Origin of the sequence: Collimonas fungivorans Ter331, from assembly GCF_000221045.1 — a bacterium.
Lineage (GTDB): Bacteria > Pseudomonadota > Gammaproteobacteria > Burkholderiales > Burkholderiaceae_D > Collimonas > Collimonas fungivorans_A.
In genome coordinates this window covers 4,376,051-4,400,914 of the sequence record NC_015856.1, presented here as the reverse complement: position 1 = coordinate 4,400,914, position 24,864 = coordinate 4,376,051, and the positions used below count along the sequence as shown (strand labels likewise).

The 24,864-nt window shown below is 56.6% G+C and carries 14 protein-coding genes; 7 read left to right on the top strand and 7 right to left on the bottom strand.

Annotation, left to right across the window (positions count from 1 at the left end; translation table 11 throughout):
• The first annotated feature begins 1 nt into the window (after position 1).
• From rfaE1 to cysM, 3 genes are all read left to right on the top strand, one after another.
• Positions 2-943, top strand: coding sequence for a D-glycero-beta-D-manno-heptose-7-phosphate kinase (gene rfaE1, locus CFU_RS19505; RefSeq protein WP_050808666.1), 942 nt, complete (start codon positions 2-4; stop codon positions 941-943).
• A gap of 121 nt (positions 944-1,064) precedes the next feature.
• Positions 1,065-1,388 (top strand): ComEA family DNA-binding protein, encoded by a 324-nt coding sequence (locus CFU_RS19500; RefSeq protein WP_014007718.1) that lies wholly within the window; start codon positions 1,065-1,067, stop codon positions 1,386-1,388.
• A gap of 206 nt (positions 1,389-1,594) precedes the next feature.
• Positions 1,595-2,497, top strand: a complete 903-nt coding sequence (gene cysM, locus CFU_RS19495) for a cysteine synthase CysM (protein WP_041742480.1) — start codon at positions 1,595-1,597, stop codon at positions 2,495-2,497.
• A 39-nt stretch (positions 2,498-2,536) separates the two neighbouring features.
• On the opposite strand, the gene CFU_RS19490 is transcribed toward cysM, so the two are convergent.
• Positions 2,537-2,872: a hypothetical protein gene (locus CFU_RS19490; RefSeq protein WP_041742479.1), complete on the bottom strand. Its 336-nt coding sequence runs from the start codon at positions 2,870-2,872 to the stop codon at positions 2,537-2,539.
• Positions 2,873-3,258: 386 nt separating this feature from the next.
• Entirely contained in the window at positions 3,259-3,861 is a 603-nt protein-coding gene (locus CFU_RS19485; RefSeq protein ID WP_041742478.1) for a DUF1415 domain-containing protein, read from the bottom strand.
• A gap of 187 nt (positions 3,862-4,048) precedes the next feature.
• On the opposite strand from CFU_RS19485, the gene CFU_RS19480 reads away from it, so the two are divergent.
• On the top strand, positions 4,049-4,585 hold the full coding sequence (locus tag CFU_RS19480; protein WP_041742477.1) for a YaeQ family protein: 537 nt from the start codon (positions 4,049-4,051) through the stop codon (positions 4,583-4,585).
• 28 nt (positions 4,586-4,613) lie between these two features.
• Here the strand turns inward: CFU_RS19480 and mltB are convergent, their stop codons facing one another.
• The 4 genes from mltB to CFU_RS19460 are packed head-to-tail and all read right to left on the bottom strand — an operon-like array spanning position 4,614 to position 9,784.
• On the bottom strand, positions 4,614-5,738 hold the full coding sequence (mltB, locus tag CFU_RS19475; RefSeq protein WP_014007712.1) for a lytic murein transglycosylase B: 1,125 nt from the start codon (positions 5,736-5,738) through the stop codon (positions 4,614-4,616).
• Positions 5,729-7,840: a transglutaminaseTgpA domain-containing protein gene (locus CFU_RS19470; RefSeq protein WP_014007711.1), complete on the bottom strand. Its 2,112-nt coding sequence runs from the start codon at positions 7,838-7,840 to the stop codon at positions 5,729-5,731. Before CFU_RS19470 ends, mltB begins: the two co-directional genes overlap by 10 nt.
• Complete coding sequence (locus CFU_RS19465) at positions 7,837-8,844, bottom strand: DUF58 domain-containing protein (protein ID WP_014007710.1); 1,008 nt, start codon at positions 8,842-8,844, stop codon at positions 7,837-7,839. Before CFU_RS19465 ends, CFU_RS19470 begins: the two co-directional genes overlap by 4 nt.
• A gap of 19 nt (positions 8,845-8,863) precedes the next feature.
• On the bottom strand, positions 8,864-9,784 hold the full coding sequence (locus CFU_RS19460) for an AAA family ATPase (protein ID WP_014007709.1): 921 nt from the start codon (positions 9,782-9,784) through the stop codon (positions 8,864-8,866).
• A 312-nt stretch (positions 9,785-10,096) separates the two neighbouring features.
• Here CFU_RS19460 and CFU_RS19455 point away from each other — a divergent pair, with 312 nt between their 5' ends.
• The gene (locus tag CFU_RS19455; protein ID WP_041742474.1) at positions 10,097-11,035 is read left to right on the top strand and encodes a histone deacetylase family protein; all 939 of its coding nucleotides are present in this window, start codon (positions 10,097-10,099) and stop codon (positions 11,033-11,035) included.
• Between the two features lie 152 nt (positions 11,036-11,187).
• Entirely contained in the window at positions 11,188-12,126 is a 939-nt protein-coding gene (gene ylqF / locus CFU_RS19450; protein ID WP_081466523.1) for a ribosome biogenesis GTPase YlqF, read from the top strand.
• A gap of 739 nt (positions 12,127-12,865) precedes the next feature.
• On the opposite strand, the gene CFU_RS24685 is transcribed toward ylqF, so the two are convergent.
• Positions 12,866-13,138: a hypothetical protein gene (locus CFU_RS24685; RefSeq protein ID WP_148264900.1), complete on the bottom strand. Its 273-nt coding sequence runs from the start codon at positions 13,136-13,138 to the stop codon at positions 12,866-12,868.
• 355 nt (positions 13,139-13,493) lie between these two features.
• On the opposite strand from CFU_RS24685, the gene CFU_RS24090 reads away from it, so the two are divergent.
• Positions 13,494-24,398, top strand: coding sequence for an ESPR-type extended signal peptide-containing protein (locus tag CFU_RS24090; protein ID WP_014007705.1), 10,905 nt, complete (start codon positions 13,494-13,496; stop codon positions 24,396-24,398).
• Positions 24,399-24,864: the final 466 nt, after the last annotated feature.

The following is a 24,864-nucleotide window of genomic DNA, read 5'->3' as shown; positions in this document are numbered from 1 at the left end:
CATGAGTACATCAGCCTACAAATTGCCTGCTTCCTTTAAAAACGTGCAGATCCTGGTGGTCGGCGATGTCATGCTGGACCGTTACTGGTTTGGCGAAGTCAGCCGCATTTCACCGGAAGCGCCGGTGCCTGTCGTGCGCGTTGAAAAGCGCGAAGAACGCCTGGGCGGCGCCGCCAACGTGGCGCGCAATATCGCCACGCTGGGCGGCAGTTCCGGACTGCTGGGCGTAGTGGGGCAGGACGAAGCCGGCGACACCGTCGACGGCATGCTGCAGGAAATGGGCGTCAACAGCTTCCTGACCCGCGATGCCACCATTTCGACCATCATCAAGCTGCGCGTGATCGGCCGCCAGCAGCAGCTGCTGCGCATCGATTTTGAAGAAGCGCCGACCGACGCCGTGCTGCGCGACAAGCTGACCCGCTTCAATACCCTGCTGCCGCAATACCAAGTGGTGGTGCTGTCCGATTACGCCAAGGGCAGCCTGGTCAACGTCGCGGAAATGATCGCCGCCGCCCGCCTGGCCGGCAAATGCATCCTGGTCGATCCCAAGGGCGACGATTTCTCGCGCTATGCCGGAGCCACCGTGCTGACGCCGAACAAGTCGGAAATGAAGCACATCGTCGGCAGCTGGAAGACTGAGGAGGAATTGACGCTGAAGGCGCAAAAGCTGCGTGAATCGCTGCAGCTCGAAGCCTTGCTGCTGACCCGCTCGGAAGAAGGCATGAGCTTATACACGGACCAGGAAATCCGTCATTTCCCGGCCATGGCGCGCGAGGTGTTCGATGTCTCCGGCGCCGGCGACACCGTGATCGCTACGCTAGCGTTGATGCTGGGCGCAGGATTGCCGATTGCCGATGCGGTCGCCCTGGCGAACCGGGCCGGCGGCATCGTGGTTGGCAAACTCGGCACGGCCACCGTCAGCCGTGACGAACTACTCGGATAAGCGAAGTCTTGTTTGTGGTCTAAATGTCAATTTTCCATGGGCCGCTGATTATAATCAATTGGACGTTTTCGCGTCTGATTGATCTTTTCAGTCATCCACACACTCATGGGAGAAAGACGAAATGCTGAAAAAAATACTGCTGGTATTGTGCATGCTGACGGCCACCGCCAGTTTTGCCCAGGTTGACGTCAACAAGGGCGACCTGGCTGCCTTGGACGGCATCAAGGGCATCGGTTCCTCCACTGCGCAACGTATACTCGACGAGCGCAGCAAGGGCGGCAACTTCAAGGACTGGGCCGATTTCGAGAGCCGCGTATCGGGCATTGGCGAGAAAAAGTCGCTCAAGCTGTCGCAGGCCGGTTTGCTGGTGAACGGCAAGCCGAAGACCGGAGAGGCTGCAGCGGCCCCCAAGACCGCCGCCAAGCCGGCTGCCAAGGGCAAGTAGGGGTTGTAGGGTGGGCACCTCTGGTGCCCACGCGTGCATTCACACCACGTACAAGCCTATTTGATTACCGATTTGACTCCATACCCCGGTTATCGCGGTCATGCGTGGGCACAGGTGCTCACCCTAGGTTGGTTTGTCAGGCTTTCATACGCATAACAAAGTCTCATATTAAAATGGGCTCTTTGCACAAGACGCCTGATCACACTATGCCTTATCTGACTATCGAAGACACCATCGGCAATACCCCCCTGGTACAACTCAAACGTATCCCCGGCAGCGACGCCGAGCAGCGTAACAACATCATCCTGGGGAAGATGGAAGGCAACAATCCTGCAGGCTCAGTGAAAGACCGGCCGGCATTGTCGATGATCAAGCACGCCGAAGCGCGCGGCCAGATCAAGCCAGGCGATACCCTGATCGAGGCAACCAGCGGCAACACCGGGATTGCGCTGGCGATGGTGGCCGCCATGCGCGGCTACAAGATGGTGCTGCTGATGCCGGAAAACCTGAGCGAAGAGCGGCGCCAGAGCATGGCGGCATACGGCGCCAAGATCATCCTGACGCCAAAGACCGGCGGCATGGAATATGCACGCGACCTGGCGGAAAAAATGCAGAAGGATGGCGAAGGCCTGATCCTCGACCAGTTCGCCAATCCGGATAATCCGCTGGCGCACTACGAAACCACCGGCCCGGAAATCTGGCGCGACACCGAAGGACGCATTACCCATTTTGTCAGCGCGATGGGCACCACCGGCACCATCATGGGCGTTTCCACCTACCTGAAAGAACAGAATCCGGCGATCCGCATCATCGGCGCCCAGCCTGAAGAAGGTTCGCAGATTCCTGGCATCAGGAAGTGGCCGGAAGCTTATCTGCCCAAGATATTCGATCATTCCAGGGTAGACCAGACGGAGTCGGTCAGCCAGGCGGCGTCTGAGCACATGGCGCGCAGGCTGGCGAGTGAAGAGGGGATTTTCTGCGGAATATCCGCAGCTGGGGCTTGCGAGGTGGCGTTGCGAATTTCACAGCAAGTAGAAAACGCGACGATTGTATTCGTCGTCTGCGATCGCGGCGACCGCTATCTGTCTACTGGCGTGTTCCCTGCCTGAAGCGTTAAGCTCCAGACAGGGATAATGCCGGCATGCTGATTACTTCAGTTTTTCGGCTTCGATCTTGCTCTTTGGCTTGAACTGCTTGTCGCTGATACGGAATTTCTCCCGGCGATCGCCCATCAAGGCGCGCAGTTCACGAATCGTCAGGTCGCTCACTTCGTGCATGCGGATCAGCAGCGAAGCGCCGACCGGCAAGCGGCGATGGCGGATCTTGCTGATGACCGGCGGCGCCACTTCGAGTGAGCGCGACAGTGCAGCATCATTCTTCAAATGCAACTTGTCGATTAAAGAATCGAGCAGGTGGTTTGGATCATAAGTCACCTGTTCATCGAGCTTGTTGCTGATTGGTGCGTCTGGCGTAGTGTTAGTCATAATCAATTGATTCCGTTATCCTAGTTGATATATGGGAAGTGTTTGTGCAATATGTAGCGAACTATTACCAAGTGCACCTCCCAGTTTTATTGGCGAAAGTACAACTCGCCGTATTTTATACTGATTTTGAGCACATATTTATCATAAAGAAACTCCCGATCTTTTCTTCATGGAACAGCTGATACCGCTAAGAACATTGCACAGCATGTTGTACATTACATTGGTAACAAACAACCTACCTTTGTTTAGTGACCAAATATACAAATAAGTTGCACAAGCTCAATTTAAAATTTTCTTATTACGATGTCTATTACTATTTAGTAACTTTCCGTAAAAATCGCAAGGAATACCATTTTTACAACATGTTATTATTGCCAAAATAATAATTAAGACTGTTTTTGTTCCCCTCCCTCCCCAAGTAGCTTCCGCCAGCCATCTAATCCCAGTTGTTCCAGGGTCCGCATGTTTTTATCGAATATCTCGGCAGCATCGGGGAATGCGTCAACCGCGCGCTCGACGCTGATTTCGCGTAACAGATGCAAAGTCGGGTACGGCGCACGATTGGTGTAGTTGCTGATGTCGTCTATGTCGCTGCCGGCGAACTGATATTCGGGATGAAAGCTGGCGACCTGGATTTCACCATCCAGCCCGAGCTCATCGACCGCGGCATCGGCGACATCAAGGAAATCGTTGTAGTCGAGGAAGTCACGCAGCGCATCGGGATGTATCAGCAAAGTGGTGTCGATCGCCTCCGGATCTGCCTGCTGCAGGAATTCCAGCTCGGTCATCAGGTCCGCCAGCAGTTCTTCGGGCGACTGCGCGGCGCTGACGACGTAACGGATCTGGTCCTTGATAAACACCGCCTTGGCAAACGGACAGAGGTTAAGTCCGATCACGGCGCGCTCCAGCCATAATTTTGTGTGAGCGATTACTTCGCCGGAGAATGGCGTTGCATTGGTCGAAGCAGCGGTTGGTGAAACAGTTTTCATAAGATGGATAGCATTTATCTGCAAACAGTTAAAACGAATATAAGGGTGTATCTGGCTGCATCAAGCATCGCTGCCGCTACGCCCGGCGCGCATATATGTACTCCAGGCAGCGCAAATCGGGTTATTCTTCCGATCCCGTGATTGCGACACACCGGGTTTGATTCAACTATATATAACAATAGGCGTTATGGCCCTTAAAGCAACTATTTTCAAGGCCGATCTGCAAATTGCGGATATGGACCGTCATTATTACCAGGAGCACGCGCTGACGCTGGCCCGCCACCCCTCGGAAACCGACGAGCGCATGATGGTGCGCCTGCTGGCGTTCGCGCGTCATGCATCGGCTGCGCTGGTATTCGGCAAAGGCTTGTCGGACGCCGAGGAACCCGATCTGTGGGCCAAGGACCTGACCGGCGCCATCGATCTCTGGATCGAAGTCGGCCAGCCTGACGAAAAACGCATTCTCAAAGCCTGCGGCCGGGCCGCGCAAGTGGTGGTCTACAGCTACAGCAGCACCAGCCACATCTGGTGGAACCAGATCAGCAGCAGGGTGGCGCGTGCACGCAACCTGACCGTCATCAATATCGCCGCCGCCAGCAGCGAAGCACTGACCGGCTTCGCCCAGCGCAACATGCAATTGCAATGCACTATCCAGGATGCGCAGATCTGGCTGAGCGCCAACGGCCAGACCGTCGAGGTCGAGTTCAGCGTCAGCAATTCCTGATCGGTGGTTGCGTCGGCTGTTGCATCGATTATTGCGTGCGCGCCACCCGCACCGCACGTCCCAGGTCGACCACCGACATCGCATAGAAGAAACTGCGGTTGTATTGCGTGATGGCGAAGAAATTATCGGTGCCGAGCCAGTATTCGGCCGGATTCTGGCCGTTCTGCAAGTCAATCAGGCCGTACCGTATGTCGTTCGGCGGCACCACGCCAGGCACCACGCCGGCCGCAATCAATTCATCCAGCGGAAATCTGGCTTCCAGGCCTTGCCCGATAAATGCCTGCCAGCGGTTTTCGGCGCTGGTGTCGGTCGACAAGGTGGCCGGGAACACGATCGGCAGGCCGGTTTTCCAGCCGTGCTCGGCCAGGTAATGGGCCACGCTGCCGATCGCATCGACCGGTGAATTGCGTAAGTCGATTTTCCCTTTGCCGTCAAAATCGACGCCGTACTGGCGGATGCTGCTCGGCATGAACTGCGGCCAGCCTATGGCGCCGGCGTATGAACCCAGCAAGGTAAATGGATCGATGCCCGACTCCCTGGCGTACAGCAGGGTGCTTTCCAGCTCGCTGCGGAAAAAAGTCATGCGCGCTTCGCGCGTGGGCGTATTCGGATAATCGAACGCCAGCGTGGTGATGGCGTCCATCACTCTGAAGCTGCCGACATTGCGGCCGTACACGGTTTCCACGCCGATGATGCCAACGATGATTTCAGCCGGCACGCCGTATTGCGCCTCGGCCCGGCCAAGGGCGTCAGCATAGGTATTCCAGAAATCGACGCCGGCCTGGATCCGCACCGGCTCGACAAAGCGGGCACGGTAAGCTGCCCAGTTCTTGGGTTTGCTGGCTGGAGCCGGCTTCATCAGCTGGATCGCGGTGTCGACGTAACGCACCTTGTTAAACATGGCGACCAGTTCATTTCGGTCGAAGCCGTTTTTTTCGACCATCTGGTCGATGAAGGAAGAGACCTCTTTCCAGTCGGCGAAGTTGGCGAATTCGCCATCGTCGGCAGTGCTGCTGGCTTTGCGGATTTTTGCCGACGCCGTTTTACCGGGATTGTTTTGCTGGGCCAGCAGATTGGGGCTGACGGCGATCGCCAGGGCAAGAGCACAAAGCTGGGCGGCGGTAAGGAGACCTGGAGTTGATTTCATCGACATTGAGAAAGCAGTAATTTTAATTGCGCCATCAAGGGCGCCGGCGGTTTGTTGTGCGGGCCGTAGTCGGCGCCATATTGCAGGGCCTCGTACAAGGCCATGAAGCGCTTGACCGCCATTTTGACAGAGGGCGGCAGCGGCGAGCCGCTGGCGCATAAGCGGCGGCCGTAAGTGGCCGGTCCTTCATGCTTGTTGCGCGCCATGCCGCGCCGCGCCATCTGCGCGCACAGCGAGGAGTATACCGTATCGAGCGGGTTGCTCTTGTTTCGCGCCAGCAGCAAGGGCAGGGTGACGCTGCCGGCCGCCACCGTGCCTATCGCCAGCAGCACGATGCCGAGGCTGCGCCAGTCCAGTTCATCCAGCCCGAGCCAGCGCATCAAGCCCATTTGCCGCGCCGGCGTGTAATTCAGGACCCATTGGTTCCAGCCGTTGCTGAGCGCTTCCCAGTTGGCGCGCAGCAGCGCCACCGAGTCGTTCAGGCCGGACCACCAGTTGGCCTTGCCGGCGGGTCCGCCCAACAGGTTGCCGAAGAAGGAACGCGGCAGCACGTTGCCGAGCTGGGTTTCGATCCTGTCCGGCGCCACCGCCGCCGTAGGGTCGACCCGGACCCAGCCGTGCGGCGGCAGCCAGACTTCAGCCCAGGCATGGGCATCGGACTGGCGCACCGTCATCATGTCGTCGACCGGATTGATTTCACCGCCCTGGTAACCGGTTACCACGCGCGCCGGAATGCCTGCCGCACGCATCAGCACTACAAATGAGCTGGCGTAGTGTTCGCAAAAACCGGCGCGGCTGGAAAACAGGAAATCGTCGACACTATCCCTGCCCAGCAGCGGCGGTTCCAGCGTATAGCTGAATTTTTCATGGCGGAAGAAATTCAGTACTGCATTCACCAGGGCTGCGTTGCTCGGCCATTTTTCCCGCAGGCTGGCGGCAAATTCCAGAGCGCGCGGATTGAAATTGGCCGGCAATGCCAGCGCCTGCTGCATGCCGCTGCTGGTGATCTGTTCTGCCGCCGCGGGTTTCAGGTTCGATACCACGTCGTAGCGGACACGCTCGGTAATCGGCCGTACTGCGCGGAGCTGGTGGTCTGCCGTCAGCCGTACCGGGATGCCGTCCAGGGTCGGCGCCAGTTGCGGCGTCTCCAGCGCGAACAGCCAGCGCTGACCATTGGCTTCCATCGTGATTTGCTGGTGTACCACAGTCGCCGGATCCGGCGCGGCCACCGGCTGGATGCGAGCCTCGTTTTCGATTGCACCGCGACCGGCGCGTCCCTCGGTCCAGGTGCGGCCGTCGAAATCGTTCAGCACCACGGCGCGCCAGTAGCGCTTGGCCGGAGCCGGCGGCGCATCGGAGAATTTGACGCGGAATGCAATATCGTCGGATAAAGCCAGTTGTCCGATATTCCCAGGCGTCATGTTGTCCGATAAGCCCGAGCGCCCGCCGTGGGCATCGCCGGGCAAGCCCCACAACGGTCCCTGGATGCGCGGAAACAGCAGGAACAGGATCAGCGTCAGCGGCAGCGCCATGGCCAGTATCGTCGCGCCCAGGCGCAGCCGCCGTTTGAGCGGCGGCACTATGCCGGTGTATTGGAAGGATTGCTGCGCGGTCAGCAGCAGCACCAGGGTTGCCATCATCCACAACAGGGACAACATGCTTTGGGAATAGAAGAAAGTGGTGAGCAGCAAAAAGAAACTCAGCAGCAGCACCACGAACAAATCGCGCCGCGCGCGCATTTCCAGCAGCTTGAAGGTCAGCAGCAGCGCCAGCATGGCAACGCCGGCGTCGCGTCCGAACAAGGTGCGGTAATCCATATAGATTCCGGCCATGGTCAGCGCGGCCAGCGGCAACAGCAGCCACAGCGGCGGCAGGCGCTGGCCGCGCAAGGTGATCCAGGCGCGCCACAGCAGCAGCCCGCCGCAGATCAGCGAGTTCCACCAGGTCAGGTGCAGGAAATGCGGCAGCAGCACCATGGCGCAGGCGGCGAGCAGCAACAGGGTGTCGCTCTTGTCGCGCGGCAGGGATTGCATGTATGTGCTCGAGATGCGGAACAAGGGTTTGTCCTCAAGCTCTGCCTTGAGTTGTTGCATGGACCTGGTGTTCATGGCTCGACCTGGTAAAGCGCCAGCGCCCGCAGGCAGGCGCGCTGGTGGGCCGGCCCCAGCGCTGCCGCATACACGCTGTCGCCGAGGCGGAAGGCATAGGGCAGCTGGCGTGCTTCCGCTTCCAGTATCCAGCGCGTCATGCGCGACAGTTTGTCCTCCAGCGCCATGTCATAAGGCAGGGCTGCAAAATCGATCGCCAGGTCGCTGACCGCGCCGCCTTCGAACTGCTTGGTGATCAGCCTGGCGTCGACATCGGTGTCGAGCCGGGCGATCTGGCGCCAGGCCAGGTGCTTGAGCGAATCGCCGCTCTGGTAGGTGCGCACGCCGGCAAAATCCTGGTGGCCGGCGGCGCCGTTGCCGTCGCTCCTTTCGATCGGCGCCAACGGCAGCGGCGGCGTCGATGCCGAGGCTTCCGGCTGCGGGTAGACCAGCGCCCGGCTGTCAGGCTGCCAGTAACTCCAGGCGCGCAGCAAGCCGAGCGGGAAGCGGGTGCGCAAGCGTATCCTGGGAGCGGCCTGCCAGCCGCGGTGGGTGGTGGTCAGCGCCAGCGTCAGGTGGCTGGTGCTGTGGGCCGGGACATCCATCGCCCGTTCTATGGCGGGCAGGCCGCGGCCGATGAAGCCGAGCAGGATCGCATAACGGGCGTGCTTGCGGCGATTGGTCAGGTGCAGTTCGAACAGCGCGTCCTCGCCGGCAAATACAGCCGCCGCCTTGCCCGGCGTCAGGTACAGATAAGCCAGGTTGCGGAACGTCAGGTGCATATCGATGACAGCGCAGGCCGCCAGCAGGAAAGTCAGGCCAAAACCGAGGCTCAGGTTGTAGTTGACCGAGCATAAGAACAGCACCACCAGCATGACGGCAAACGCCAGCCCGGGGCGGCTCGGAACGATGAACACGCGCCGCTGGGTCAGCAGCACTTCTCCGGCTTCGCCCTTGCCGTCCTGCAGCTGGAACAAGGAGCGGTCGAGCCAGTCGCGGAAGCGCTTGCGGAGAGAGGTCAGCATGGAGGCCCTGGCCGCCGCGTTAAACCGCGACCGACTTCATCAGCTGCAATACCAGGTCGCGCGCGCCCAGGGTGCTGCCGGCATGCGCCTTGAGCGGACGCAGGCGATGCGCCGTCACTGGCACCAGCACCGCCTGCACGTCCTCGGGAATGACGTGGTTGCGGCCTTCCATGGCGGCCCAGGCGCGTGCCGCCTGCAGCAGCGCGATGGCGGCGCGCGGACTCATGCCCTCCGCGAACAGGCCATTCTGGCGCGAAGCGTGGGCCAGCGCCTGTATGTAGTCGATCAGGGAGGGCGAGGTATGGATCTGCTTCAATGCCTGCCGGGCTTCGATCAGTTCCGCCGCCTGCATCACCGGCGCAATCGATTTCAGCAAGACGCGGCGGTCCTCTCCCATCAGCAGTGCGCGTTCGGCGGCGGCATCGGGATAACCCAGCGACAGGCACATCAGGAAACGGTCCAGCTGCGATTCGGGCAACGCGAAAGTGCCGACCTGGTGCGCCGGATTCTGGGTTGCGATGACAAAAAACGGTTCCGGCAGGTCGCGCGTCACGCCTTCCGCGGTGACCTGGCGTTCTTCCATCGCTTCCAGCAGCGCCGACTGAGTCTTGGGCGTAGCGCGGTTGATTTCGTCGGCCAGCAACACCTGGGTGAATATCGGCCCCGGGTGAAATACAAAGCTGCTCTTCTCGCGATCGAACACCGAAATTCCCACCACGTCCGCCGGCAGCAGGTCGCTGGTGAACTGCAGCCGGTTGAAGCGCAGCCCCAAGGAAATCGCCAGCGCGTGCGCCAGGGTGGTCTTGCCGACCCCGGGCACATCCTCGATCAGGAGATGGCCGCCGGCCAGCAAACATACCAATGCCTGGCGGACCTGATGATCCTTGCCGACGACGATCTGACCGACTTGCTGTGCAACTGCGTGGATTTTTGCGAACATGGGTTTGTCTGATGAGGCCGTTATGGGAGAGGGAATCGGAGAGAGAATCATACAAACTTCCCCGCGATTCACCTAGTTCCTTTGTGGAAATTTTACGGTTTTTTCATACGATCTGGAGCCTGGGGCCTGTTGATCTTCAATTTGGGAGTTTGGTAGGGAGCACATATGCCCACGCGTGAATCCACTTTGGTGTCGGATTAGCCCGTACTCCGGATATCGCGATAACGCGTGGGTACGTTGTGCCCACCCTACGCGGTTCTTGGGTACACTAATAGCGTTGCCGTTCCCTTTTCAGCAAGACTGCGAGATCAAGTGACTACTGCTTTCTATACGCATCCCGATTGCAAGCTGCACGACATGGGCCCCGGCCATCCGGAATCGCCGGCCAGGCTGCAGGCGATCGAAGACCAGCTGATCGCCAGCCGCATCGACCAGTTGCTGGATTACCGCAGTCCGCCCTTGGCGCAGGAAGTCGATCTGGTCCGCGCGCACAGCGCAGCAATGATTGCCCTGGTGCGCGAGCACAGCCTGGCCTTGGCCGGCAAGGCTGGCCTCTATCCGCTGGATCCCGATACCTCAGTCAATGGACATAGCTGGCAAGCAGCGCTGCGCGCTGCCGGCGCGGCCCTGGCCGCGACCGACGCCGTCATGGCGGGCGAGGTCAGCAACGCGTTCTGTGCGGTGCGGCCGCCAGGACACCACGCTACCTCGTACAACTCTATGGGTTTTTGCCTGTTCAATAACATTGCGCTGGCCGCCCTCCACGCACTGGAAGCGCATGGCCTGGAGCGGGTGGCGATCATCGATTTCGACGTCCATCACGGCAACGGCACCGAAGAGATCTTTGCGCGCGATCCGCGCGTGCTGATGGCCAGCTTTTTTCAGCACCCGTTTTATCCCCATTGCGGCACCGAGCCGGAAGGCGACAATGCAGTCAACATCCCGGTGCCGGCCTATAGCGACGGCAGCATAGTGCGGAAGTTGGCGACCGAGCAATGGCTGCCGGCGCTCAATGCGCACCGGCCGCAGATGATCTTTGTCTCAGCCGGTTTCGACGCGCACCGGGAGGACGATATGGCGCAGATGGGCCTGGTCGAGGCCGACTATACCTGGCTGACCAGGCAAATCATGGAAGTCGCTGCCGAGCATGCCGAGGGCCGCATCGTCAGCTGCCTGGAGGGCGGCTACAACCTGTCGGCGCTGGGCCGCAGCGCCGTGGCGCATTTGAAAGTACTGGCCGAACTCGAGTAATCGTATTGCCGCAGGGCCATGGAAAAGCGCCGAAAGCACCGGGCCGCGCGAGGTTTAGCGCCCTGCGCCAGGCAATGTGCGGCCTCGGGATTGAGGTGGAACCGGAATAAGTCCGTACAATAGCGGTTTATTTTAGCCAGACAAGACAACGCATGTCCATACAATGGTTCCCCGGCCACATGAACGCCGCCCGCAAGAAGGCGGCGGAAGCCATGGAGAAGGTCGATCTCGTGATCGAAGTGCTCGACGGCCGTTTGCCGCAGGCCAGCTGCAATCCCATGATCGAGCAGCTGCGCGTGTTTCGCCAGCGCCCCTGCCTGAAAATCCTGAACAAGAGCGACCTGGCCGATCCGGCCGTCACGCAGGCCTGGATTGCCTATTACAACAGCCAGAAAAACGTGCATGCGGTAGCGCTGAGCTGCAAGAAGCCTTCCGATGTAGCCAAGATCCCGGGTTTGTGCCTGACCCTGGCGCCGCACCGCGGCACGCCGCTGAAGCCCTTGCGCATGATGATCATGGGCATTCCCAACGTCGGCAAATCGACATTGATGAACGCCTTGCTCAAACGCCGTGTGGCGGCGGTAGGCGATGAGCCGGCCGTGACCAAGGTGCAGCAGCGCCTGTACCTGGGCAACAATATGGTGCTGATCGATACGCCCGGCATGCTGTGGCCGAAGATCGCCCATCCGAGCGACGGCCTGATGCTTGCCGCCAGCCACGCCATAGGCACCAACGCCCTGATCGAAGAAGAGGTCGCCACGTTCCTGGCCGACGAGCTGCTGATTCGCTACGCGCCCTTGCTGGCTGCGCGTTACGGCATCAAGACAGACGGCATCGACGGCGTCAGCGTGATCGAAGGCGTGGCGGTGCGGCGCGGTTTCCGCCTGAAGGGCGGCGATCTTGACCTGGAGAAGGCGGCACATACCTTGCTGCAGGATTATCGTACCGGCGCGCTAGGCCGCATCAGCCTGGAAACGCCGCAAACGCGGGCCGCCTTGCTGGCGCGCCACCAGGAAGAAATCGCACGGCGCCAGGCTGAAGCCGAGGCCGAGGCCGAGGCGGAAAACGATCGGCAGGACGACAGCCGATAGCCTGCTTCAACTCTGCAATGAACCCGCAATGACCATGTTGTTGCGGGTTTTTTATTGCCTTGGCCGGCTGCGTGGTCATGGCGTAATCACGCGCCTACCATTAGCCGACTTTACATTTCCATTGACGAAGCGGCATCTTACAGTGGCGCAATAAAAAATCTTTAATCAATCCTGCGCTTAACGTAGTCTCGCCATTTCAGCTGCGTCATATGGTGGGTCAACCCTCAGCGCTTCTTCTCGTTCCTGGATATAAAGTTGCAATTATTGCCAGATAAAATAGCATTTCCTGTAGATGGAAAACTGCTGCGTTGGAGCGTGCTTTTAATCTCCAACCGGATAATTCCCCATACTGCAATTTATTAATATCAGGAAACACTATTTATCATTTCCAAGCAGAAACATTGCGTTACTTTATTTCTGTATAACATGTTTTTATTCTGTGGCAACAAATTATTTACATTTATTATTTTTGTGTTTTTGGAAATTTATGACTATGGACATTTCAGATTCGTATATCTAATAAAATCCAGTCTTTATAAGCACTTACAGAATATTTTTGGAAAAAATAGGAAGGATAACTAAAGAAAATTAAGTTTTTCCCCGAAAAATCCATCGTCATATACAAATTTATTCGTTGTTTATTGGCGACTTTGGGGAACTTATTTTGATGACATAAATGTTAATTGAAATTAACATTTGGCACCTGCAATAAATTATGAATTTGGACATTTAATGATGTTCATTTTGCAGCAACGGATGAAGTGTTGCTCGTCTTGACATAAATCGGTATTACGCAAATTCCAATACCTTCATTTTTCTGCCAGGAGCCTCGACGGGGCTGGCCGGATGCGAGTTTGGGTTGACTGTTTTCTATGCGATCAAACGGTGGGCAAGAAGAACTTAAAACATCAAAGAATGTTAAATAAAATCCAATATTGTTAATTTTAAATAAGAGAGTTGCGGGGCTGGATTCCGCCTGTCCAGCAAAATGTCTGAGCTCCAGATTTTTCAATCGAGGTCGAGGCAAGTATCCAAGTCACTTGAACCTGCTGTCTTTGATGCGATGAAGCCGAGTTCTTTTAGGTCATAGAACGTCAGATTTTCAAGGTGAAAAGATGAGTAAATTGCATCAGATGATATTAGTTAGAACCATGGTCGATAGTGCAGGGCTCCCGGGTAGCAGGTTTCGCCGGTCGCTCAGGCGGATGAAGCTGGCCGGCAGAACCAGCTACAGCGCGATTCCAAAGTGACTGCGGCCTCAGCTGTCTTCAGATACTCCCCAGATTTTTATATTCCATGTGGTTTTGCCTGCGCAATCGGTCTGATTCTATGCCGCAAGCCGTGCCACCTTTTGCATAGAGCCAGTCATGAATAAGATTTACCGTAGCGTTTATAGCGAAGTCCTTGGCACGTGGATTGCCGTGTCTGAAAATACGGCGGCTCGCGGGAAACGTAGTGGCTCAGCCGTTACTGCTGTGATGGGGGCTGCAGGGCTCTGCGTGCAGTTATTTTTGTTTACGCCGAATTACGTGTTTGCGCAAACACTGCCAGAAGCGGTGTGTACGGCAGGTTCAGGTGGCACCATGTATGGCGGCACGGCTTCCTGTGTTAATTATGTAAACAACACCAGGGTGTACCTCAACAGTTTATCGACCTCCACGTCAACGACGGTAACCAGCCTATCGACTGGGCTGAGCGCAACCAATAGCAGTATCTCCTCGCTATCGACCTCGGAGTCAACGAGCGTCAATTCACTGTCAACCGGTATCACGTCGTTATCAACCGGACTGAGCACAACCAACAGCAGTGTCACGTCGTTGTCGACGGGTTTGAGCACAACGAACAGCAACGTATCGTCGTTATCGTCTTCAGCATCGACTGGTATTGCTTCGTTGTCCACTGGTTTGAGTACAACTAACAGTAACGTGACATCGTTGTCGACTTCAGCGTCAACCGGCATCACCTCGCTGTCCACCGGATTGAGCACAACCAACGGTAACGTCTCGTCGTTGTCGACCTCTACCTCTACTGGTATCAGTACGTCACGAGTGGCGGAATCCTCTTTGTCCACCGGGTTGAGTACCACGAATAGCAGCGTGACATCGCTGTCGACGTCCACGTCAACTGGTGCCGTCTCGTTGTCAACTGGTCTGAGCACAACGAACAGCAACGTGACGTCGTTGTCGACCTCGACGTCTACGGGTATCGCTTCGCTGTCGACATCCACTTCGACAGGTCTGAGCACGACTAACAGTAATGTATCGTCGCTGTCGACTTCGACATCAACCGGTGTCTCTTCGTTGTCCAGCGGTTTGAGCGCAACCAACAGCAACGTGTCGTCGTTGTCGAGCTCGACTTCGACTGGTGTTGCTTCGCTGTCTACCGGATTGAGTACAACGAATAACAGTGTGACATCGCTGTCGACCTCAACCTCCACAGGTATCAGTACGTCACGAGTCGCGGAATCCTCCTTGTCTACTGGATTGAGTACAACGAATAGCAGTGTGACATCGCTATCGACTTCGACATCAACCGGCGCTGCTTCATTGTCGACTGGTCTGAGTACAACGAACAGCAACGTGTCGTCGTTATCGACTTCGGCATCGACTGGTATTACTTCGTTGTCCACTGGTCTGAGTACAACGAATAGCAACGTAACGTCTCTGTCGACATCAACCTCGACCGGCCTGAGCACGACTAACAGTAATGTCTCGTCGTTGTCGACTTCTACATCGACTGGCGTCGCTTCGCTATCCACGGGTCTGAGCACAACCAATAGCAACGTGTCGTCACTGTCGACTTCGACTTCGACGGGGGTTGCTTCGCTGTCCACCGGCCTGAGCACAACTAACGGCAACGTCTCGTCGCTGTCGACCTCTACCTCTACTGGTATTAGCACGTCACGAGTGGCGGAATCCTCTTTGTCCACCGGGTTGAGTACCACGAACAGTAATGTTTCGTCGTTGTCGACTTCGACATCGACCGGTGTTGCTTCACTATCCACCGGCCTGAGCACAACCAATAGCAACGTGACGTCGTTGTCGACCTCGACGTCTACGGGTATCGCTTCATTATCGACTTCCACTTCGACCGGCCTGAGCACCACGAACAGCAATGTCTCCTCGTTGTCGACCTCGACATCAACTGGTGTCGCTTCACTGTCCACTGGTCTGAGCACAAGCAACAGCAACGTGACGTCGTTGTCGATCTCAACCTCGACCGGCCTGAGCACGACTAACAGTAATGTCTCGTCGTTGTCGACTTCTACATCAACAGGCGTTGCTTCGTTGTCTACTGGCCTGAGCACAACCAACAGCAATGTTTCATCGCTGTCGACTTCTGCGTCCACGGGCATCGCCTCGCTGTCGACGTCAACCTCGACCGGCTTGAGTACTACGAACAGTAATGTCTCGTCATTGTCGACGTCTACATCGACTAGTGTTGCTTCGCTGTCCACCGGTTTGAGCACAACCAACAGCAAGGTGACATCGTTGTCGAGCTCGACGTCTACGGGCATCGCTTCGCTGTCGACTTCGACGTCGACGGGCGTAGCGTCGCTGTCTACCGGTTTGAGTACCACGAACAGCAACGTGACGTCGCTGTCGACTTCGACATCAACCGGTATCGCTTCGCTGTCGACCTCAACATCGAGTGGCCTGAGCACCACGAACAGCAATGTTTCTTCGTTGTCGACATCCACATCGACTGGCGTTGCTTCGTTGTCTACCGGTTTGAGCACGACTAACAGTAATGTTTCGTCGTTGTCGACTTCGGCATCGACCGGTGTCGCTTCGTTGTCTACTGGCCTGAGCACAACCAATAGCAACGTGACGTCGCTGTCGACCTCGACGTCTACGGGTATCGCTTCGCTGTCGACATCAGCCTCGACCGGCCTGAGCACGACTAACAGCAATGTTTCTTCGTTGTCGACGTCTACATCGACTGGCGTTGCTTCGTTGTCTACTGGCCTGAGCACAACCAACAGCAACGTGACGTCGCTGTCGACCTCGACATCAACCGGCATTGCTTCACTGTCGACCTCAACCTCGACCGGCCTGAGCACGACTAACAGTAATGTCTCGTCGTTGTCGAGCTCGACGTCTACGGGTATCGCTTCGCTGTCGACGTCAACCTCGACTGGCCTGAGTACGACTAACAGCAATGTCTCGTCGTTGTCGACGTCTACATCGACTGGCGTTGCTTCCTTGTCTACTGGCCTGAGTACAACCAACAGCAACGTAACATCTCTGTCGACATCAACCTCGACTGGCCTGAGCAGCACAAACAGTAATGTCTCCTCGTTGTCGACTTCGACATCAACCGGCATTGCTTCGCTGTCGACCTCGACCTCGACCGGCCTGAGCACGACTAACAGCAATGTCTCGTCGTTGTCGACGTCCACATCGACTGGCGTTGCTTCGTTGTCTACCGGTTTGAGCACCACTAACAGCAACGTGACGTCGTTGTCGACCTCGACGTCTACGGGTATCGCTTCGCTGTCGACCTCGACCTCGACCGGCCTGAGCACGACTAACAGCAATGTCTCGTCGTTATCGACTTCTACATCAACGGGCGTTGCTTCGTTGTCTACTGGCCTGAGTACAACCAACAGCAATGTCTCGTCGCTGTCGACTTCTACATCGACCGGTGCGGCTTCACTGTCAACCGGCTTGAGTACAACCAATAGCAATGTGTCCTCGTTGTCGACCTCGACGTCGACTGGCGTCACGTCGTTGTCTACGGGCCTTAGTACAACCAACAGCAATGTCTCATCGCTGTCGACATCAACCTCGGCCGGCTTGAGTACCACGAACAGTAATGTCTCCTCGTTGTCGACTTCGGCGTCAACCGGTATCGCCTCGCTGTCGACGTCAACCTCGACCGGCCTGAGCACGACTAACAGTAATGTTTCATCGTTATCGACTTCTACATCAACTGGCGTTGCTTCGTTGTCTACTGGCCTGAGTACAACCAACAGCAATGTCTCGTCGCTGTCGACTTCGACGTCCACGGGCATCGCCTCGCTGTCGACGTCAGCCTCGACCGGCCTGAGCACGACTAACAGTAATGTCTCGTCATTGTCGACTTCTACATCGACTGGTATTGCTTCGCTGTCCACTGGCCTGAGCACAACCAACAGCAATGTCTCGTCGCTGTCGACTTCGACATCCACAGGCATCGCCTCGCTGTCGACGTCAACTTCGACCGGCCTGAGCACGACTAACAGTAATGTCTCGTCATTGTCGACTTCTACATCGACGGGTGTCGCTTCGCTGTCCACTGGTCTGAGCACAACTAACAGCAACGTGACGTCGTTGTCGACCTCAACGTCTACGGGCATCGCTTCACTGTCGACGTCAGCCTCGACCGGCCTGAGCACCACGAATAGTAATGTCTCTTCGTTGTCGACTTCTACATCAACTGGCGTTGCTTCGTTGTCTACTGGCCTGAGTACAACCAACAGCAATGTCTCGTCGCTGTCGACCTCGACATCCACAGGCATCGCCTCGCTGTCGACATCCACTTCAACTGGCCTGAGCACCACGAACAGCAATGTTTCTTCGTTGTCGACTTCGACATCAACCGGTATTGCTTCGCTGTCGACATCCACTTCAACTGGCCTGAGCACCACGAACAGCAATGTCTCCTCGTTGTCGACGTCGACATCAACCGGTATCGCTTCACTGTCGACCTCAACCTCGACCGGCCTGAGCACGACTAACAGTAATGTTTCGTCGTTATCGGTTTCTACATCAACTGGCGTTGCTTCGTTGTCTACCGGCCTGAGTACAACCAACAGCAATGTCTCGTCGCTGTCGACCTCGACATCCACAGGCATCGCCTCGCTGTCGACTTCTACATCAACAGGCGTTGCTTCGTTGTCTACGGGCCTGAGTACAACCAACAGCAACGTAACATCTCTGTCGACATCAACTTCGACCGGCCTGAGCACGACTAACAGTAATGTCTCGTCATTGTCGACTTCTACATCGACTGGTATTGCTTCGCTGTCCACTGGCCTGAGCACAACCAACAGCAATGTCTCGTCGCTGTCGACCTCGACATCCACAGGCATCGCCTCGCTGTCGACGTCAACTTCGACCGGCCTGAGCACGACTAACAGTAATGTCTCGTCGTTGTCGACCTCGACATCAACCGGCATTGCTTCGCTGTCGACCTCGACCTCGACCGGCCTGAGCACGACTAACAGCAATGTCTCGTCGTTGTCGACTTCTACATCAACTGGTGTCGCTTCGTTGTCTACTGGCCTAAGTACAACCAACAGCAACGTAACATCTCTGTCGACATCAACCTCGACTGGCCTGAGCACGACGAACAGTAATGTCTCGTCGTTGTCGAGCTCGACATCCACAGGCATCGCCTCATTGTCGACTTCGACCTCGACGGGGGTAGCGTCGCTGTCTACCGGTTTGAGTACCACGAACAGCAATGTCTCGTCGCTGTCGTCCTCGACATCTACGGGCATCGCTTCGCTGTCTACTGGCCTGAGCACAACCAACAGCAACGTGACGTCGTTGTCGACCTCGACGTCTACGGGCATCGCTTCGCTGTCGACGTCAACCTCGACCGGCCTGAGCACGACTAACAGTAATGTTTCGTCGCTGTCTACTTCGACATCAACCGGCATCGCTTCGCTGTCGACTTCTACATCAACAGGCGTTGCTTCGTTGTCTACTGGCCTGAGTACAACCAACAGCAACGTAACATCTCTGTCGACATTAACTTCGACCGGCCTGAGCACGACTAACAGCAATGTTTCGTCGTTGTCGACTTCTACATCAACTGGTGTCGCTTCGCTATCGACGTCAACTTCGACCGGCCTGAGCACGACTAACAGTAATGTCTCATCGTTGTCGACGTCCACATCGACTGGCGTTGCTTCGTTGTCTACCGGTTTGAGCACAACCAACAGCAACGTGACGTCGTTGTCGAGCTCGACGTCTACGGGTATCGCTTCGCTGTCGACGTCAACCTCGACTGGCCTGAGTACGACTAACAGCAATGTCTCGTCGTTGTCGACTTCTACATCGGCTGGCGTTGCTTCGTTGTCTACCGGTTTGAGCACAACCAACAGCAACGTGACGTCGTTGTCGAGCTCGACGTCTGCGGGTATCGCTTCGCTGTCGACATCAACCTCGACCGGCCTGAGCACGACTAACAGCAATGTCTCGTCGTTGTCGACGTCCACATCGACTGGCGTTGCTTCGTTGTCTACCGGTTTGAGCACAACCAACAGCAACGTGACGTCGTTGTCGAGCTCGACGTCTACGGGTATCGCTTCGCTGTCGACGTCAACCTCGACCGGCCTGAGCACGACTAACAGCAATGTCTCGTCGTTGTCGACTTCTACATCGACTGGCGTTGCTTCGTTGTCTACTGGCCTGAGTACAACCAACAGCAACGTAACATCTCTGTCGACATCAACCTCGACCGGCCTGAGCAGCACGAACAGTAATGTCTCCTCGTTGTCGACTTCGACATCAACCGGCATTGCTTCGCTGTCGACCTCGACCTCGACCGGCCTGAGCACGACTAACAGCAATGTCTCATCGTTGTCGACGTCCACATCGACTGGCGTTGCTTCGTTGTCTACCGGTTTGAGCACCACTAACAGCAACGTGACGTCGTTGTCGACCTCGACGTCTACGGGTATCGCTTCGCTGTCGACGTCAACCTCGACCGGCCTGAGCACTACAAACAGCAATGTTTCTTCGTTGTCGACGTCTACATCGACTGGTGTCGCTTCGCTGTCCACTGGCCTGAGCACAACTAACAGCAACGTGACGTCGCTGTCGACTTCGACATCAACCGGTATCGCTTCGCTGTCGACCTCAACATCGAGTGGCCTGAGCGCCACGAACAGCAATGTTTCTTCGTTGTCGACATCCACATCAACTGGTGTCGCTTCGCTGTCTACTGGCCTGAGCACAACCAATAGCAACGTGACGTCGTTGTCGAGCTCGACGTCTACTGGCATCGCTTCGCTGTCGACATCCACTTCGACCGGCCTAAGCACCACGAACAGCAATGTTTCTTCGTTGTCGACTTCTACATCGACTGGCGTCGCTTCGTTTTCTACTGGCCTTAGTACAACCAACAGCAATGTCTCGTCGCTGTCGACTTCGACGTCCACAGGCATCGCCTCGCTGTCGACGTCTACATCTACTGGCGTTGCTTCGTTGTCTACTGGCCTGAGTACTACGAATAGCAACGTGTTGTCACTGTCGACCTCGACATCAACCGGTATCGCTTCGCTGTCGACCTCGACTTCGACCGGCCTGAGTACTGCGAACAGCAATGTCTCCTCATTGTCGATTTCGACATCAACCGGTATTGCTTCGCTGTCGACTTCAACCTCGACCGGTCTGAGCACCACGAACAGCAATGTCTCGTCGCTGTCGACTTCGACATCAACCGGTATCGCTTCACTGTCGACATCAACTTCGACCGGCTTGAGTACCACGAACAGTAACGTTTCGTCATTGTCGTCCTCGACATCAACCAGTATCGCTTCGCTGTCGACATCAACCTCGACCGGCCTGAGCACCACGAACAGCAATGTTTCTTCGTTGTCGACTTCTACATCGACTGGCCTGAGTACAACCAACAGCAATGTCTCGTCGCTGTCGAGTTCCACTTCGACCGGCTTGAGTACCACGAACAGTAATGTCACGTCGTTGTCGACTTCTACATCAACTGGTGTCGCTTCGTTGTCTACTGGCTTGAGTGCAACCAACAGCAATGTCTCATCGCTGTCGACTTCGACGTCTACGGGCATCGCTTCGCTGTCGACATCCACTTCGACCGGCCTGAGTACAACCAACAGCAATGTCTCATCGCTGTCGACTTCGACGTCCACGGGCATCGCTTCGCTGTCGACATCCACTTCGACGGGCTTGAGCACAACCAACAGTAACGTATCGTCGCTGTCGACTTCTACATCGACTGGTGTCGCTTCGCTGTCGACGTCAACTTCGACCGGCCTGAGCACCACCAATAGCAAAGTGACGTCGTTGTCGACCTCGACGTCTACGGGCATCGCTTCGCTATCGACCTCAACCTCGACCGGCTTGAGCACCACCAATAGCAAAGTGACGTCGTTGTCGACCTCGACGTCTACGGGCATCGCTTCGCTGTCGACGTCAACCTCGACCGGCCTGAGCACAACCAATAGCAAAGTGACGTCGTTGTCGACCTCGACGTCTACGGGCATCGCTTCGCTGTCGACGTCAACTTCGAGCGGCCTGAGCACCACCAATAGCAAAGTGACGTCGTTGTCGACCTCGACGTCTACGGGCATCGCTTCGCTGTCGACGTCAACCTCGAGCGGCCTGAGTACCACCAATAGCAAAGTGACGTCGTTGTCGACTTCAACCTCGACTGGTGTTGCGTCACTGTCTACGGGTTTGAGCACAACTAACAGTAACGTGTCATCGTTGTCGACAGGTTTGAATACGACTAACAGCAATGTCTCGTCGTTGTCGACTTCGACTTCGACGGGCATTACATCGTTGTCCACTGGGTTGAGTACGACGGATAGCAATGTCTCGTCTCTGTCGACCTCGACATCAACTGGCGTCGCTTCATTGTCCACTGGTCTGAGTACAGCCAACAGTAACGTATCGTCGCTGTCGACTTCGGCGTCAACCGGTATTACATCGTTGTCCACCGGTTTGAGTACGATAGATAGCAATGTCTCGTCGCTGTCGACCTCGACATCGACTGGTGTTGCGTCACTGTCTACTGGCCTTAGCACAACTAACAGTAATGTGTCATCGTTATCGACAGGTTTGAGTACGACGGATAGCAATGTCTCGTCGCTGTCGACTTCGGCGTCAACGGGTGTCGCATCGCTGTCCACTGGTCTGAGCACAACCAACAGCAACGTGTCGTCGCTGTCGACTTCGACCTCAACGGGCGCTGCTTCGCTATCCACCGGTTTGAGCACAACCAACAGCAATGTCTCGTCGCTGTCGACCTCGACATCGACTGGTGTTGCATCACTGTCTACTGGCCTGAGTACAACTAACAGCAGTGTGTCATCGTTATCGACAGGTTTGAGTACGACGGATAGCAATATCTCGTCGCTGTCGACTTCGGCGTCAACGGGTGTCGCTTCGCTGTCCACTGGTCTGAGCACAACTAACAGCAATGTCTCGTCGCTATCGACCTCGGCGTCAACCGGTATCACATCGTTGTCCACCGGTTTGAGTACGACGGATAGCAATGTCTCGTCGCTGTCGACCTCGACATCGACAGGTGTCGCTTCGCTGTCTACTGGCCTGAGCACAACCAACAGCAATGTGACATCGCTATCGACTTCAACGTCGACTGGTGTTGCTTCGCTGTCTACTGGTTTGAGTACAACCAACAGCAACGTTTCTTCGCTGTCGACATCGACATCAACGGGTGTCGCTTCGCTGTCCACTGGCCTGAGCACAACTAACAGCAACGTGTCGTCGCTGTCGACTTCGACATCAACAGGCGTTGCTTCACTGTCTACTGGCCTGAGCACAACCGATAGCAACGTGACGTCGTTGTCGACCTCCACATCAACCGGCGTCGTTTCACTGTCCACTGGCCTGAGCACAACCAATAGCAACGTGACGTCGTTGTCGACCTCAGCATCAACCGGCGTCGCTTCGCTGTCCACAGGCCTGAGTACAACCAATAGCAACGTATCGTCGCTGTCAACCGGCCTTAGCGCCACCACAAGCAACATCGGATCCCTGTCGACCGGATTGAGCACCACTACCAGCAATGTAGGATCCTTGTCCACGGGCTTGAGCAGCACCAATAGCAACGTTACATCCCTGTCGACCGGCCTGAAGAACTCAGGTGTGACCGGCTACTTCAGGGCGGACGGCAAGCTGGATGGTTCCGATAATGCGCAAGTGAGCACTGGTTCGAATTCGGTGGCAATCGGCGCCGATTCGATCAATCAAACGATCGCTGGCACAGATCGCATCAATGTGGTGTCGGTAGGTTCGGCCGGCAAGGAACGGCAGATCATCAACGTCGCGGCCGGTACGCAGAATACCGATGCAGTCAATCTCAGCCAGCTGAATTCGTTGTCGACGTCAACTTCCGCCGGCCTTGGCTCGCTGTCGACCGGCCTGAGCACGACAAACAGCAACGTCAACTCGCTGTCGACCTCGACTTCGGCCGGCCTGTCGACCAACACCAGCAGCATCAATTCGCTGTCGACCAACCTCTCGAGCAATACCTCGAACCTGGGTTCCTTGTCGACCGGGCTGTCCTCCACCAACAGCAATGTCAGTTCGCTGTCCACCTCGACCTCGAGCGGGATTTCTTCCCTGTCGACAGGCATATCCTCCTTGTCGACCGGTTTGAGCACGGTGACGTCGCTCTCCACCGGCCTGAACAACATCGCCAATGGCGCCACTTCCTTGTCGACGTCGCTCAAGCCTTTGGTGGATAGCGCGAATGCTGCCAGCGCCAACGGCTCGACCATCGGCGCTACGACCATCGGCGGTGCCAATAGCAACGGCACCGTGCAGACCCGCGGCACCAGCGGCACGGCAATCAGCAATGTGAATGCCGCCACTTGCGGCAGCGTCAGTGGCGTCGATGCCACCGGCACTGGCCTGTGCGCGCAAGCGACCAAGGATGGCGCAACAGCGATCGGTTCGAATGCGCAAGCGACGGATACTAACGCTACCGCGGTGGGCTTCCGTGCCCTGGCGTCGCAGGCCGGTTCGGTGGCGATCGGCTATAACGCCCGGGCGACCGGCGACCCTACTGTAGCCATCGGCAACAATGCGCTGGCTTCGGGCAATGATGCGGTAGCGATGGGAGCAGGGGCGGAAGCCACGGCGAACCGTTCGGTGGCGCTGGGCGCGTACTCGGTGGCGGACCAGGCCAATACGGTATCGGTCGGCTCCACCGGCAACGAACGCCGCATCACCAATGTGGCGCCGGGGGTCAACCCGACCGATGCCGTGAATGTGTCGCAGCTCCATAGCGTGCAAAACCAGATTGGTACCGTACAGCGGATCGCTTATTCAGGCGTCGCCATGAGCATGGCGATGGCGGGGGCCGTGACTACGGCGCTGGAGCGCGGAGAAGGGCGGATGGGAGTAGGTATCGGTTCTTACCAGGGTTATGGCGCGCTGGCCTTGCAATTCAGGGCAAAAACCGCCAGCGGCAACAATACCTGGGGCGTCGGCGTGAGCACCACCGGCAGTGTCTGGGGCGTATCGGCCGGGGTCGACTTCAAGCTGTGGTGACCTGCCTCAGCGGCCGCCAGATCGGCCGGACCAGGATGAAATAAGAAATACGTCGGCAGTACCGAAAAAACCCGCAATGACGCCAAGTTGTTGCGGGTTTTTTATCGTCTTGCGATTTTGCCGGCCGTGCGCCTGGAGATGCATTTGACATTTGTTTTTTAAAACATTGTCAAAATAATATTCATTAAATGCTTAGCTCAGTGGCGTTCAGGAGACACAAAGTTGCCATGCGGAAAAGAAAGTGTGAACCAATGTTACACGGTGTCAAAGATTGTTAAGTTGCGAAAAATGGAACGAGATGCGGTGATAAATTTCGGCTGTCTTCTGAATTGTCTGGGCTCTTGATACCGGCAGTTGAGACGAACGTGACGCCGATCACCTCGCCTCCGCCACCTTGATGTGATTAAAGAGTTCCTTGCGGTAATAACAACGCTGAGTTTCCTGGGAGGGAAAAATGAACAAATTA